The sequence below is a fragment of the Pseudomonas sp. A-RE-22 genome (assembly GCF_019956035.1).
GTDB lineage: Bacteria > Pseudomonadota > Gammaproteobacteria > Pseudomonadales > Pseudomonadaceae > Aquipseudomonas > Aquipseudomonas brassicacearum.
The window spans coordinates 19,474-33,705 of the sequence record NZ_JAHBCZ010000039.1 but is presented as its reverse complement, the minus strand read 5'-3'; the positions used below and the strand labels follow the sequence as shown (position 1 = coordinate 33,705).

The window sequence follows — 14,232 nt, the reverse complement described above, 5'->3', positions numbered from 1 at the left end:
GGGGAGGAACGGCGCACAGTGTGCCGTTCACGACCCCTGCTGACAAATTCATATTAATGCTGGTTGAGTGCATTAATTTTGAGGTAACGCCACAGTTCACGCGCTTCTCGAAGCTGGGAACCACGTTTGCTGGGCGATAGGCAGGTTGCGCGACTGCCCGCGACCCATCGGGAAATAGGTGAAACCCTTGTCGGCCATGCGCTCCGGATCGAACAGGTTACGACCGTCAAAAATCACCGGGGCCTTGAGCCGTTGCTGGATCAGGTCGAAGTCCGGCGCCTTGAAGGGCTGCCACTCGGTACAGATGACCAACGCGTCGGCTCCCGGCAACACCGATTCCGGCGTGCCCATCAGCATGAGTCGGGGCTCGTCGGGGTAGAGCAATTGCGTCTGCTGCATCGCCTCCGGGTCGAACGCGCGGACGCTGGCACCCGCGGCCCAAAGCGATTCCAGCAAGGTGCGGCTCGGTGCGTCGCGCATGTCGTCGGTGTTGGGCTTGAAGGCCAGGCCCCACAGGGCGAAGGTCTTGCCGCGCAGGTCGCCCTGGTAGAACGCATTGATCCGCTCGAACAGCTTGTGTTTCTGCCGCCCGTTGATGGCTTCCACCGCTTGCAGCAGGTCGCTGGAGCAATGAGCCTGCTCGGCCGTGTGGATCAGGGCTCGCATGTCCTTGGGAAAGCACGAGCCACCGTAGCCGCATCCCGGGTAAATGAAGTGATAGCCAATGCGCGAGTCGGCGCCGATGCCCAGGCGCACGGACTCGATGTCGGCCCCCAGGTGCTCGGCCAGTTCGGCGATCTGGTTGATAAAACTGATCTTGGTCGCCAGCATGCCGTTGGCGGCGTATTTGGTCAGCTCGGCGCTGCGCAGGTCCATGAACAGGACCCGGTCGTGGTTGCGGTTGAACGGGGCATACAGGTCGCGCATGGTTTCGCGCACTTCATCGCGTTCGCAGCCGATCACGATGCGATCCGGACGACGGCAATCGGCGACCGCCGAGCCTTCCTTGAGAAATTCGGGGTTGGAGACAATATCGAACTGCAGCAGGCGACTGGCCTTGAGCAGGCATTTGTCGATGTGCGCCCGCAGAACGTCGCCGGTGCCCACCGGCACGGTGGACTTCTCCACCACAATGAGCGGTTGCTCGCGGTAGCGGGCGACGGCCTCGCCGACGGCCAGAACCTGGCTCAGATCGGCACTGCCATCGTCCCGGGAAGGCGTGCCCACTGCGATAAAAAGTACCTGGCCGTGCTGCACGGCGAGCTGTTCGTCGCAGGTGAAATGCAAACGGCCAGCCTCCAGGCCTTCACGCACCAGCGCGGCCAGGCCAGGCTCGTAAATGCTCACTTGGCCTTGGCGCAGGCTGTCGACCTTGCGCTCATCGATGTCCATGCACACCACGTCATGGCCCACTTCGGCCAACACGGCGGCTTGCACCAAGCCTACGTAACCACTTCCGAATACACTGATTTTCATGGCGAACTCCCTGGATCGTTCCGAGCGGGCGACATGCACAACCAGCCATTCGCCGCCGTGCGCTCGGTCCAGAATAAGTCGGGGATGTTGCAGTTCACTTACAGTCCGCCACCGCATTCGTTTTCAGCGGAAGAAAGTAGGCAGCCCATCCGGCTGCCAGCAGCGCCAGGTTCGCGCCATCGCGCAGCAGCAGGCGCCCCGTGGCCCGTCCCAGTTGCCGGGTGCTGACGCGGCCGCGGGCAACGTCCAGGCGAGCAAAACCGTGCAGATGCCGCAGGACATCGAAGGTCATCAGCGCCGATGCGGCCAAAAAATAGAAAATCCGCTGCCAATAGGGAACACCCAACGCCTGGAGCAGATCGGTGGTGACGTGCTGATGAGCCACTTCTTCGGCGCAGTGCCAGCGCCACAGGCGTGTTTGCGGGGAGGCGCTGGTAGAAAGCAGCCCGCCGCTGCGCAAAGCGATCCGCGAGGTGACGGCCGTCACATGCTCGAACGCCGCGGCCAGGGACAGCTGCGCATGGAGTGACAGTTTGGCGCGCAGGGCATCGAGGTCCTTTTCGATCTCGCGTTCGTATTTCTTGACTTCAAAACCCTGCTTTTCCAGTTGTTGGTTGTAGAGACGATGGGCTCGCTGGTGGGCGCGCTCCTCGGCCACGAAGTCGCGCGACTGGTCAGCCAGTGTCGAGGTTGGCGGCAACTGCAGAGCGGATGATTCCACCACAGAAATCACGAATTGTTCGCCGGCAGGAAGCAGCACCGAAAAGGCATCGAACAGGTAGGTCCTGATCGGTGTGTCGTTCCAGAAGGGCTCGCAGTTGTTTTTCATGGCTTATTTCCAGAGTCGGGGGCCGAGTCGCATCCATGTCGCAACGAACGCGGGCAGGTCTGTCATGCCACCGGGCTTGTCTTTGGCAAGCACCGTCGATTGCGCGTACGCGTGGAACCAGCGGGTTGCCGGCGCATGATGGTGGGTGCGATGCAGCGAGCGATGCAGGATCAGCCAGGAGAGGGCCTTTGGCAGGCGCACGTCTGTGGTGATCTCACAGGGCGCGCGGCGCGGGCCTTGGGCCGAGATCCGTACGCCATAGTGCTCGGCCTGCGTCAGCCAGAAATCCATCCAGGCAAACAGGCAATACGGGAGCAGATAGACGCAGACGACCAGGCGAGGCACCTCATAGAGACCGAACGCCAGCGCACCGGCAAAAACGACGATCAAGGCGTTGTTCCAGCGCCAGCGCCAGACCGCGTGTGGCGGCAAGTAGCGGCGGGAGATCCTGTTGGTGGAGATCGCCACCCAGAGTTGCTCTGCGGCGCCCAGCAGGCTGATCCAGCGGGTCGGCCAGGTCTGTTCGTACATCAAGCCTTCGGGATCATCGGCCTGGCAGGTCTTGCGGTGGTGTTCGAGGTGGAAGTAGCGGTAGCCCACGAAGTTGGCCGCAAAAATGCCCGCCGCGAACACACCCACTGCGTCATTGAGCCGTGTGCCCACGAGGAACCGGCGATGCACGCCTTGATGCTTGATCTCCTGGACACCGATCATCAGGATTGCCTGGAGCACGATCAGTGGCGCGACAGCCAGCCATACGAATGCCTCGTGCGTCGCCAGCCAGGCAATCGCGGTGCTATTCAGGACACACAGCATCATGAATAGGTAGCTGGGAAGATTGCTGCTCGATGAAGGAAAAGCCACTGCGCGCGCAACGTCTACAGCCTGGGAGGTGTTCACAGGCACACGAAGACCAGTTTTTTCATGCGTTGCAACCAGGGCAACGGAACTCTCTTCCAGATGAACGAAAGGCCCGACAGCGGCACTTTGCCTTGGATCAGCACGCCAACATCCAGCGAAGGTTCATGGGGGAAGTAGTTGTCTTTGATGGCGACAATCTTGCGAAAGCCTTTTTTGAAGTAATACCGCAACTGTGGGTCCAACGGCAGCCCTTGGCGTTTACTCAGGATGTAGTGCGCCAGCGTGATACCCGGGTTTTTCGAGCGCCAATCCCTTAGGCCCGGGACAGGGGATCCCAGGTAGATGACCGACCAGCCTTGTTTCAGCGCGTAGGGCCAGAAGAACTCGAAAATCGCATTGGCCGCTTTCGGGTCGACGCTGCTCAGGCTGATGCCAAACAACGCATCCGTTCCGGCCGCTTCGTCACCCTGCTGTTTCCTCGCGCAGTCTGCCCAGGTCGGGCATTGGCGAATATGATCGTGCCGGGTCGGTTTCATGAACAGCGATGCATGCGCGGTGCCGCTGCGTGTGCAAAACGCACCGACACTCAGGGCAGGGAATGCAGCGATTCGCGAGGCCAGCATGGCGGCATCGGCCCGCTGATCGTCCGTCCATTTCTTTTGCTCGAGCTCAAGCAACGAGGGGATGTCTGCACACGACAGGAACCGAACACAGATCTCACCTTCACGGGATCTGTCGCTGTTCTGCGCGTCATGCCTGTGTTCCCGATGATTCGTCGTTGTAGTCGGCGCGTTGGGCGTTGTTTTTTTCAGGAATGCTTGCATCAGGCAGATGGCTCACCGATCGAGGGACGGGATCAATCGGTGCCCACGGTATGTCACCGGTGTGAATATCTGATGACGAAATGAATGTGCGGCTTAATTCATATCGAGTCGGTACCCGGCCGGTAATTGTGCGACGAATTCGCTGACCACTTCGCGGGTCAGGCTGACGATGTCTTCCACCCGTTCCATTCCCGCGCCGGTCCGCCAACTGGCCACGATGTCCATGACCGATGGCAGCGGCACACCGTCCACCAACGTCAATGTGCCTTGGGCCAGTTCGCCGACGACCAGCGCCGCGGGCATGGCGCCAATGCCAAAGCCGTCGCGAACCAGGCGGGTAATGGCCGAGGCCGAGTTCACGCAGTTGATGCGTGGCGAGACGATGTTGGCCGAGTGCAGCAGGTTGAGGATGTCCTGGTGGGGCCGTGAGTTGCGCGAGAACGTCACGATGCGTTCCTGGGACAAGTCCTCCAGCGATGCATAGGACCGGTCATAGGCGGAGCCGGTGCGCACCACCCAGTGCATCGGGTAACGGGTCAGCAGCGCGTTGCGCACGCTGTCCAGGCGCAGGATGTCGGTCTGGAAAATGATGTCCTGGTAGCCTTTTTCCAGTTGCGAGCACAGGTTGCTCGCGGTGTCGGCCGAGAGTTCGATTTCCAGGGCCGGGTAACATTCCATCAGGCGTGTCACCAAGGGGCTGAGCCAGGTGTGGATCACCGTATCCATCGCACCGATGCGAATCCGGCCGCGCACCTGGCGCGGATCCTTGATCACGGCTTTCATGCTTTGCATGGTGTCCATGATGCGCTCGGCGTACTCCAGCACGCGCTGGCCTTCGGAGGTCAGCGACACACCTTTGGAATCGCGCACGAACAGGCGCACACCCATTTCGTCCTCCAGGGCGGCGATCCGACTGGAAATGGACGCCTGGGTGGTGAACAGCTTTTCCGCGGTGAGGCGAAAGCTCTTCAGGCGGGCGACCCAGACGAAGGTTTCGAGAAACTTGATGTTCATTTGGGGCGATTCCTTGGCGCAGTCATGGGAGCATAGAAACTGTGGCGCGGGGAGTGTCTCCACACCCTGTGGGAGCAAGGCTTGCCCGCGATGAGGTCAATGCGCTCTCCCTGGGACCGAGGCGCCTGCATCGCGGGCAAGCCTTGCTCCCACAGAAAAGTCCTTCGCACAGTGGCTAGGCAAGCTTCATATTCTTCACTGCTCGGCATTAGCCATGTACAGAACTACTTCTTGCAACTCGTCCAGATCCGGCACGTTATCGATAACCGCCTCAGGCCGGCACCATGGATACTCCAGCCGCGATGCCCAGGCCATGATCATAGGCAGATCGGTCGTCGGCAGGGTCTTCATGTGTTCGATGGTGATGGTCAGTCGCTCGGCCAGGCTCGACGCCGGATCGAACTGCCAGTCATACAGGCCACAACCGACGCGTGCCTCGCCACTGTTCTTGTCGGACATCGCCACCAGCCATTTGCACTGGAACGCCTCGGCGTTTGCCGGTGGCGGGGCGGCCAGGCAGAACGTGTAGACGTTTTCGAAGGTCTGGCCAAAGCGACTGACCAGCACGTCGCCAATGGCGGTCCGGCCTTCGACGTGGTCGGGAAACGTGATGGAGCCGGTGCGCACCACCATGTGCAGAATAGCAGTCGGCGTAAAGGCCTGGTCCAGCAGGTGAGGGCGGTTGCCGTCCTTGGCGCTGATGTACTGTTGGATCGATCGCTGAGCAGTGTTCATCGTGGGTCCCTTCAAGTTGAAAAACAGTCTCGTCCGAGGTTTACAGATCACTGTTCCATAAGTCCGTCACCAGCATGCAGCCCGGGGCATGGGTGATGCACAACGGTGGACGTGAGGCCTGGACCACCGATTGAGGCGTTACGCCACAGGCCCAGAATACCGGGATCTCGTCCGCTTCCACCGGCACGGCATCGCCGTAATCCGGCGAGTCCAGGGATTGAATGCCGATCAGTGACGGATCGCCGATGTGCACCGGGGCGCCGTGAACGTTGGGCATGCGCCCGGTAATCTGGATCGCCTGGATCGCTGCGGTGGCTTTCATCGGCCGCATGGTCACCACCATTTTGCCAGACAGGCGGGCGGTGGGGCGTGTGTCGATGTTGGTCTGGAACATCGCGACATTGCGCCCCAACTCAATGTGCCGCAAACGGATGCCGGCCTCCAGCAGCGGTTGTTCGAACGAGAACGAGCAACCGAGGGCGAAGGCCACCAGGTCGTCCTGCCACAGGTGTTCGATGTCCAGCGGCGCTTCGCTCAACTCGCCGTGGCGGTAGACCCGGTATTGAGGCACCTCGTGGCGGATATCGATGGCGGCGCCCAGGTTGCGCAAGAACGGATCGCCTGGCTCGGTCACATCAAGCACCGGACAGGCCTGGCGATTGAGGGTGCAGTAGCGCAGGAATTCATTGGCCCAGTCGCCGGGCAGGATCACGATATTGGCTTGTACGCGGCCCTGGCCCAGGCCGCTGGTATGGCCCTGGTATTGGCCGGCGGCGATGCTTTGGCGCAGGGCCAGGGGCGTGCATTGCTGCAGTTGTTCGAAGGACGTCATTACGGGGCTCTCCAAGCGTTCGTTCGCTACTTTGAGAACACCGTGGCGATGACGTCCAACAAGGAATATTGCTACCCCGTGACAACTAAAAGTTATTCAAGAGGAGGTTGGCTGTTCAGGCCGGGGGCCGCCACCATGCGTAGCGGCCCGACATCAACGGCGTATTGGCTGACCACCTCGCGACTCATCTGGACGATGTTCTCGATCAGTTCCAGGCCGACACCAGCACGCCACGAGGCGACGACGTCGAGTTGGGGCAGGGCGGTGCCGGGTTCGAGCTGGATCAATTCGCCGCTGGCCAGGGGCTTGGCCACCAGCGCGGCGGGTAGGGCGCCGATGCCGAATCCGTCACGAATCAGCCGGGTCATGGCCGATACCGAGTTGACGCAACTGACCCGCGGCGCACTCACGCCATGGGCGTACAACAGGTTGAGCACATCCTGATGCGGTCGCGAATGCTTGACGAAGGTGATGATGCGCTCACCGGCCATCTCCACCAGCGACGCATAGGGGCGGGCATAGATCGACTGGCTGGCGGCGATCCAGTGCATGGGATAGTGCCCCAGTTCCAGGTTGCGCACGCTTTCGTGGCGGACCAGATCGGTCTGGAACACGATGTCCAGGTAGCCTTTCTGCAATTGCTCGCAGAGATTGCGCGCGGCATCGGCGGTGATTTCGATTTCCACGGCGGGGAAGGCTTGCATCAGCATCGACATCAACGGGCTGAGCCAGGTGTGGATCACCGTATCCATCACGCCGATGCGCACCAGGCCTTGTTGCGGGCTGCTGGTGTCCAGTGACTGCTTCAACGCCCGCTGCACTTCGAGCATCTGTTCGGCGTAGTCGAGCACCTTGAGGCCTTCGGGTGTCAGCGAAACCCCGCGTGAATCCCGTACGAACAGGCGCAGGCCCAACTCCTCTTCCAGCGAAGCGATCCGGCTGGAGATCGCCGCCTGGGTGCTGAACATCTTCTCGGCGGTGAGGCTGAAACTCTGTAGCCGGGCGACCCAGACAAAGGTTTCGAGGAATTTGAGGTTCATGAAGGCTCTCTGGGGGCGTGTGGTTCTTATGTTGCAATTGTTTTGCAATTGTTACTCCAGATCGGGCCGTTGGGGCATCAAATTTTCTTATGTCCCATCTGTTGTTTTTCCCGTTTGACGCTGTGCCGATTCGCCACCAAGAATCCGCTCCACGACGCAGCCACTGCGTCCGCATCCCCAACGACAACGCCTTCACAAAAAAATAACGAGGCGTGTCCGTCATCTTCGCTTGCTGCCGCAGGAACCTTCCATGGAAAAGACCATGACTGACTGCGTAACCACCGGGACAGGGCGCACGGGCCCGTTCAGTTGGTACGGCCCCCTGTCGAAAAATGAAAAACGTACATTCTGGAGCTGCAAGATCGGCTATGCCCTGGACGGCATGGATACGCAGATGCTGAGTTTCGTCATCCCGACCCTGATCGCGACCTGGGGGATTTCCAAGGGCGACGCCGGCTTGATCGGCACCTGCACGCTGCTGGCCTCGGCGGCCGGCGGTTGGATCGCCGGGATCCTGTCCGACCGCATCGGCCGGGTACGGACCCTGCAATTGACGGTCCTGTGGTTCGCATTCTTCACCTTCCTGTGTGGGCTGGCGCAGAACTACGAGCAATTGCTGGTGGCCCGGACCTTGATGGGCTTTGGCTTCGGCGGTGAATGGACCGCAGGGGCGGTATTGATTGGCGAGGTGATCCGCTCCAAGGACCGTGGCAAAGCAGTGGGCATGGTGCAGGCCGGATGGGCGCTGGGCTGGGGAGTGACGGCGCTGTTGTATGCCGGGCTGTTCAGTTTCCTGCCGCCGGAAGACGCCTGGCGGGCGTTGTTCATGATCGGCCTGGTGCCGGCGTTGTTTGTGCTGGTGATCCGTCGACTGGTCAAGGAGTCGGATACCTTCGAACATGCGATGCGGGAGCGTCAGGCCAAGCCGGAACTGGGCTCTCGCTGGGCATTCTTCGAGATATTTGCCCCACGGATGCTCAGCACCACGTTGCGCGCCTCGCTGTTGACCACCGGCGCGCTGGGTGGCTACTACGCCATTACCACTTGGTTGCCGACGTACCTGAAAACCGAACGCGGCCTTAGTGTGCTCGGTACTGGCGGCTACCTGGCGATGGTCATCGTCGGTTCCTACATCGGCTACGTGACCAGTGCATTGCTGACCGATGCCATCGGCCGCAAGAAGAACTTCATCCTGTTCGCCGTCGGCTCAATGGCAATCGTCCTGGCCTACACCCAGTTGCCCATCGATAACACCTGGATGCTCTGGCTGGGCTTTCCACTGGGCTTCTTCGCCTCGGGCATCTTCGCCGGCATGGGCGCATTCCTGACCGAGCTGTTTCCCACCCGCATGCGCGGGTCGGGGCAGGGATTCTGCTACAACGCCGGGCGTTCCATCGCGGCGCTGTTCCCTTTGTTCATCGGCGCGTTGAGCAACACCTTGCCCATCGGCACCGGGATCGGCGTATTCGCCGCTGGCGCCTATGGCGTGGTGATCCTGGCGGCGTTGAGCCTGCCGGAAACCCGCGGCAGACAACTCGAGTCCTGACTACCTGTGACGTCCGTGCACAGCGCGGACGCCGCTACACCCCTTAAAACAACAACCATCGGACGCGATTGCAACGCCCCCGAGAGGGTTCGCTCGCGTCCATAAAAAAGGAGCATGACATGGGGCATTTCACATCCACCTGGTTTTATACCCCCGCCGGTACGTTGCTGGGCCTGAGCCTGATCGGCGTGCCGAACGCCCAGGCCGACTTCATCGCCGACAGCAAAGGCAGCCTGGAGGCCCGCAACTTCTACTTCAACCGTGACTTTCGCCAGGAAGGGGCACGGGACAAGGCCGAAGAATGGGCGCAGGGCTTTCTGCTGCGGATGGAGTCGGGATACACCGCCGGGACCGTGGGTTTCGGCCTCGATGCCTTGGGCATGGCCGGTTTCAAACTGGACTCCGGGGGCGGTACGGCGGGCACCAACCTGCTGCCAGCGGATTTGTCTGGTGGTTCGCAAGACCGCTATGGCGAACTGGGCCTGACCGCCAAAGTCCGTGTGTCCAACAGCACCTTGAAGCTGGGAACGTTGCAGATCAAGGACCCTGCGGTGAGTTCCAACGACACGCGCCTGTTGCCAGGAACCTTCAAGGGCGGCTTGCTGAGCGTGCAGGAAATCGATCGCTTGAAGCTGACCGCCGGGCAACTCACGCAGATCAATTTTGTCGACTCCACCGACTACCAGGACATGACCGCCAACCGCATCGGCGGCAGCAGCGACAAGTTCCAGTTCGCCGGAGCGGACTATCAGTTCCTGCCGAACCTCAGCGCGCAATACCGCTATAGCCTGTTGGAAGACATCTACCAGCAGAACTACCTCGGCTTCGTCCACACCCTGGACCTGGGCGCAGGCCAGTCGTTCAAGAGTGACGTGCGCTATTCGCGCAGCACCGAAGACGGCAGTTTTCGCGAACTCGACAACCAGGCCTTCGGCGCCATGTTCACCTACAGCCTGGCGGGCCATGCGTTGGGCCTGGGCTACCAGCGCATGAGCGGCGACGATCCGTTCCCGTACATCGGACGCAGCGATCCCTACCTGGTCAACTTCGTGCAGATCGGCGACTTCGCCAACATCGACGAGCGTTCCTGGCAAGCGCGCTATGACTACAATTTTGCGGCCATTGGCGTACCCGGGTTGACCTTCATGACCCGCTACATCACCGGCGACAACGTCCAGCGCAGCGCACCGGGCGAAGGCAAGGAATGGGAGCGCAACACGGATATCGCCTATGTGGTACAGGACGGAACGTTGAAGGGCCTGGGCTTGAAATGGCGCAACGCGACGGTGCGCTCGAATTTTGGCAATGACCTGGATGAGAACCGGTTGATTGTCAGCTACACGATGGCGCTTTGGTAAGCCCCCGGCAATTTCTGGCCAGAGCTTGCTCTCGCAGGACTCTGTAGAAGCTGGCGAAACCTGCGATCTTTTGATCTTTCGCTTGAGACTCAAGTGTCTGGGAAAAGATCGCAGCCTCGTTGCACTCGACAGCTCCTACACGGTTCCTACATTATCAAACTCGATGAATGGCGTCGTTGCCTGTATACAGGTGCGCTTCGAAAGGGATTTTCAAGACAATACAAGGGAGCTGTCGCTGTGATTTACCTGATACGCCATGCCACGCCGCTGATCGATTACAAACCCTGCAATGCGCATTCGGCCAAGCTGCTGCTGGATGAATACAATCAGACCTCGTCCATCGATGAGGGTGAAATTGCCGCATTCCTGAGCCAACCGGACTTGTCCCAAGTGCTTTTGGCGACCGAAGCCAACATCATTTCCTCGCCCGTCAACAGAGCCTACGCGACGGCATGCCGGCTATTCGAAGCCACACGTATCCAACAGGATGCTCGACTACGTGAATACGACCTGCGGCTGAGCAGCATTCCCGTCTTGAAAATGGGCGTGAGGCATTGGTTCGCCTTGCACAGGATCCTGTGGTTGCTGGGGATTTCACTGGGAGCCGCCAGCCGGAAAGCCGAACACCAGCGGGCGCTCGGTGTCGCCGATGAGCTTTACAGCAGCTGCGGCGAACCGGGAAAGACCACGATCGTTATCTCCCACGGCATGTTTCTCAGAACTGTCAGGAAAACCCTGCAAAAGCGCGGACTGCAGGCGCGCAGGGTGTATCGCTCGGGGTGTTTTACCGTCGAGTCGCTAACGCCATGACGGGGATTGCTCGGCCACCAGCAGTAACGACTGCGGCATCGGGCTTTGTGGATGCTGCGGTTCCTGCAGGACCACCAATCGGAAACCGGCCATGTCCAGGGCGTTGAGCCAACTGGACAAGGTGCGGAAGTACCACGGCATACGTTGCCATTGGCCTTTGAACCCATCGAAGGTTTCTTCTCGCCAACCGTCCTGATAATCGCCTGCCGCCACGGTCCATGGATGCAGCGTCTGAACCACCAGCGCACCGCCTGGGCTGAGCAGGGCATTCATCGCGGCGAGCAATGGGATGATGTCCTGGTGCAACAGGGCGAAATTGGCGCAGATCAGGTCGTAGCCGCTGCCGACGTCCACCTTTGCCTCCACCAGCGCGTCATAGCTTGCCAGATGCACTGGCGAGGAACCCGCCGCCCGCGCCGCATCGACCAGCGTCGCGTCGCCATCCACACCGACCGCTTCGATGCCCCGTTCAGCCAGCGCCCGCAACAGCCAACCTTCGCCGCAACCCAGATCGAGCACGCGCTCGGGCTGGCGGCTCTGTACCGCCAGTAGCATGGCCTGGTCCGTGACCGTCAGCCGGCTTTCGATGGCACCTGTACGGATGGCTTCGATCCAGGATTGGGCATTGTGGTGCCAGCTTTGAAGGAGGGTGGTTTCCGAGGATGACATTGATCCAGCTCCGCAATGGATTGGCTAAGCATAGGCCAATCGCTGGCGCAGGGAAGCCAGTGCTCAAAGCGGGCGGTCAAGAAACAACAGGCGTGCCGCCAGCGCTGCCATGACCCCGGCAAAACCATACGTGCCCAAGCGCCTTGAAATCCCGCCGCTTGCCAGTTTCGCCCTGAGCTGTGCGGCGCAAACACCCAGCAGCGTATGGAAGATGAGTGCAATCAGCGCCAGCAGCGCGCCCAGGAAGATCAACTGCAGGCTCACGCCGCCGACCTTGACGTTGACGAACTGGGGCAGGAACACCATGAAGAACAGCAGCGCCTTGGGATTCAACAGGCTGTTGAGGGCGCCGCGGCAGAAGATTTTCCACAGCGAAGCCGACTGGAGCTGGCTATCCTGAGTCGCTGCTGGCGTTCTCAGTGCTTGCCAGGCAAGCCACAGCAGATAACCAGCCCCGGCCAGGCGCAGGATGTCGAACGCCGGTGCCCAGCTCATCACCAGCGCACCAATGCCCGCACTGACCATCATCGTCATGAGCACGTCCGAGAAGGAAATGCCAAGGGCGGCGGCAACGCCGGCACGCCAGCCGTGGGCCAGCGCATGGCTGGTGACGAAGGCCATGTTGGGCCCTGGGACGATCAGCAGAAGCACGACAGCAACCACGAACAGGTAGAGATTGGCGGTATCCGGCATGGGGATCACTCCGTGGGATGAGCCACGACAGTAAGCGAATGACGAGGAGGGCGTCAGTTACAGTCCGGGCCAATCTGATAGCAACAGTCGTTTCTCGCGATGCATCACGGTAATCGCTAAACTGCTGGCCCGAATTTCAGCAAGGAAGTGGGTGGATGCGTTCGCTTGTCAGCAGTGTGCTTCTTTCCATGACGCTGGTAGCCCCGGTCATGGCCGAGCCAAGGGCGTTTTCGGTGAATGATCGCAGCGGCCAATACCTGGTCGAAGTGTTGTTCCCGGAACCGCCGGAAGACCCGCATCAACTGGCGCACGCGTTTATCACCATTCGCGACAACGCCACCCACGAAGCCTTGCAGCAGTTGCAGACGCCCGCCGGCAATGTGCCCGTGGACCGCAACGGCAAAGTCGACAACTGGCTACTCGGCCCCCAGAGCCTGTTGTACTTCGACGACTTCAACTTCGATGGCCGCCTGGACTTGGCGATTCGTAACGGCAACGATCCCGACGCGAGCTACAAACCGGCGTTCGACGTCTACCTGCAAGATCCGCAGAAAACTCAGTGGGTCCTCAACCCTGCGCTGACGGGCCTGGCAAAGGAGGACAGCAAAGGCATGTTCGCCGTCAGCCCGCTGGACGGCGTCCTGCTTTCGCAAACCGACCGTGACTGCTGCTGGACTCGCGCCACCCACTGGAAAATGCGCGGCGACGAATTGGTCCTGCTTCACTCGGACACCGAGGAGCAGATCCAGCCGACCGAGCCAGGCGAAAATACCAGCATGCCCAGCGGCTACACGCTACGCACCACCGGCGAATTGAAAGATGGCCAGTGGCGCGAACAATCGAGCCTGGAAGGCCCGGAAAAGGAGGATCCGGTGATTCTTGCCGGAACCCTCGATGCCAAGACCCCGGTAGAACTCTGGTACCAGGCGCAAGGTGTCGTGATCATTGGCGAGGTGCGCTATACCCAGGCGGGCAGTGGCGAACCGATCAATCTGCTGGGAACCCGGGAAGACGCCGACGACGACCTCATCAGCCTCCACGAATATGCCGATGACGGTCGTCAAACGGGTACCTGGAGGATCTCCCGGGAAAACGTCGAACCCTACAATCACACCGGCACCTGGGTCAGCGGCACTCAGGGCGACGACCGCAAGTTGGCGATCCTGCTGCACGATGAAGAGCGCGAATTGGATGGCGACAAAATCGACGACGTCGACCGTGACCTGCGCAGCGGCCATTACCAGATGCGCCAGGACGCCCTGGGGCGCGACGCGGACCTGGACTTGAAGATCCTGCCGGACCGCGACGCCAACGGGAAAGAAGTCACCGAATTCACCGTGACCTTGAAGGGCGGCGTGACCGAGCATCACATCGTACCGATGGAAAGCGACAACCTGATCATCGTGCGCGAGCCGCAAGCTTCCGAGAAAAATGGCCCATATCACATACAGCTTGTGAAGAATTTTGCGGTCATCAATTACAACGCTGCGCCAGATTCCCCGGATATGTTGACGGGGGTTTATTTGAAGCAGCGTTGAGCAGGAC

Annotated in this window: 14 protein-coding genes; 4 read left to right on the top strand and 10 right to left on the bottom strand. The window is 60.6% G+C overall.

Going from position 1 to position 14,232, the window contains the following annotated elements:
- Positions 1-96 precede the first annotated feature (96 nt).
- The 8 genes from KGA89_RS19460 to KGA89_RS19425 all read right to left on the bottom strand — a co-directional run bounded on the left by KGA89_RS19460 (position 97) and on the right by KGA89_RS19425 (position 7,611).
- Entirely contained in the window at positions 97-1,476 is a 1,380-nt protein-coding gene (locus KGA89_RS19460; RefSeq protein ID WP_003202001.1) for a UDP-glucose dehydrogenase family protein, read from the bottom strand.
- A 94-nt stretch (positions 1,477-1,570) separates the two neighbouring features.
- Positions 1,571-2,305, bottom strand: coding sequence for a metal-dependent hydrolase (locus tag KGA89_RS19455; RefSeq protein WP_003201999.1), 735 nt, complete (start codon positions 2,303-2,305; stop codon positions 1,571-1,573).
- A gap of 3 nt (positions 2,306-2,308) precedes the next feature.
- Positions 2,309-3,205 (bottom strand): fatty acid desaturase family protein, encoded by an 897-nt coding sequence (locus KGA89_RS19450; RefSeq protein ID WP_223472313.1) that lies wholly within the window; start codon positions 3,203-3,205, stop codon positions 2,309-2,311.
- Entirely contained in the window at positions 3,202-3,789 is a 588-nt protein-coding gene (locus KGA89_RS19445) for a hypothetical protein (RefSeq protein WP_223472312.1), read from the bottom strand. Before KGA89_RS19445 ends, KGA89_RS19450 begins: the two co-directional genes overlap by 4 nt.
- Before the next feature lie 294 nt (positions 3,790-4,083).
- The gene (locus KGA89_RS19440) at positions 4,084-5,004 is read right to left on the bottom strand and encodes a LysR family transcriptional regulator (RefSeq protein WP_043042161.1); all 921 of its coding nucleotides are present in this window, start codon (positions 5,002-5,004) and stop codon (positions 4,084-4,086) included.
- A 195-nt stretch (positions 5,005-5,199) separates the two neighbouring features.
- Entirely contained in the window at positions 5,200-5,739 is a 540-nt protein-coding gene (locus tag KGA89_RS19435) for a hypothetical protein (RefSeq protein WP_223472311.1), read from the bottom strand.
- A 40-nt stretch (positions 5,740-5,779) separates the two neighbouring features.
- A complete protein-coding gene (locus tag KGA89_RS19430; protein WP_223472310.1) occupies positions 5,780-6,571 on the bottom strand; it encodes a putative hydro-lyase in 792 nt (263 codons plus the stop codon).
- Positions 6,572-6,663: 92 nt separating this feature from the next.
- Entirely contained in the window at positions 6,664-7,611 is a 948-nt protein-coding gene (locus tag KGA89_RS19425) for a LysR family transcriptional regulator (protein ID WP_223472309.1), read from the bottom strand.
- Between the two features lie 262 nt (positions 7,612-7,873).
- Here KGA89_RS19425 and KGA89_RS19420 point away from each other — a divergent pair, with 262 nt between their 5' ends.
- The 3 genes from KGA89_RS19420 to KGA89_RS19410 all read left to right on the top strand — a co-directional run bounded on the left by KGA89_RS19420 (position 7,874) and on the right by KGA89_RS19410 (position 11,325).
- Positions 7,874-9,157, top strand: coding sequence for an MFS transporter (locus KGA89_RS19420; protein WP_003201986.1), 1,284 nt, complete (start codon positions 7,874-7,876; stop codon positions 9,155-9,157).
- A gap of 119 nt (positions 9,158-9,276) precedes the next feature.
- A complete protein-coding gene (locus KGA89_RS19415) occupies positions 9,277-10,515 on the top strand; it encodes an OprD family porin (RefSeq protein WP_028236860.1) in 1,239 nt (412 codons plus the stop codon).
- Between the two features lie 237 nt (positions 10,516-10,752).
- Entirely contained in the window at positions 10,753-11,325 is a 573-nt protein-coding gene (locus tag KGA89_RS19410; RefSeq protein WP_027913092.1) for a phosphoglycerate mutase family protein, read from the top strand.
- Here the strand turns inward: KGA89_RS19410 and KGA89_RS19405 are convergent.
- On the bottom strand, positions 11,314-11,994 hold the full coding sequence (locus KGA89_RS19405; protein ID WP_003201980.1) for a class I SAM-dependent methyltransferase: 681 nt from the start codon (positions 11,992-11,994) through the stop codon (positions 11,314-11,316). The two genes, KGA89_RS19410 and KGA89_RS19405, sit on opposite strands and share 12 nt — an antisense overlap.
- Before the next feature lie 63 nt (positions 11,995-12,057).
- Positions 12,058-12,687, bottom strand: a complete 630-nt coding sequence (locus KGA89_RS19400) for a LysE family translocator (protein ID WP_027913091.1) — start codon at positions 12,685-12,687, stop codon at positions 12,058-12,060.
- A 155-nt stretch (positions 12,688-12,842) separates the two neighbouring features.
- Here KGA89_RS19400 and KGA89_RS19395 point away from each other — a divergent pair, with 155 nt between their 5' ends.
- Positions 12,843-14,225 carry an XAC2610-related protein gene (locus tag KGA89_RS19395; RefSeq protein WP_223472308.1) on the top strand — a complete coding sequence of 461 codons (1,383 nt, stop codon included), beginning with the start codon at positions 12,843-12,845 and terminating at the stop codon, positions 14,223-14,225.
- Positions 14,226-14,232 lie beyond the last annotated feature (7 nt).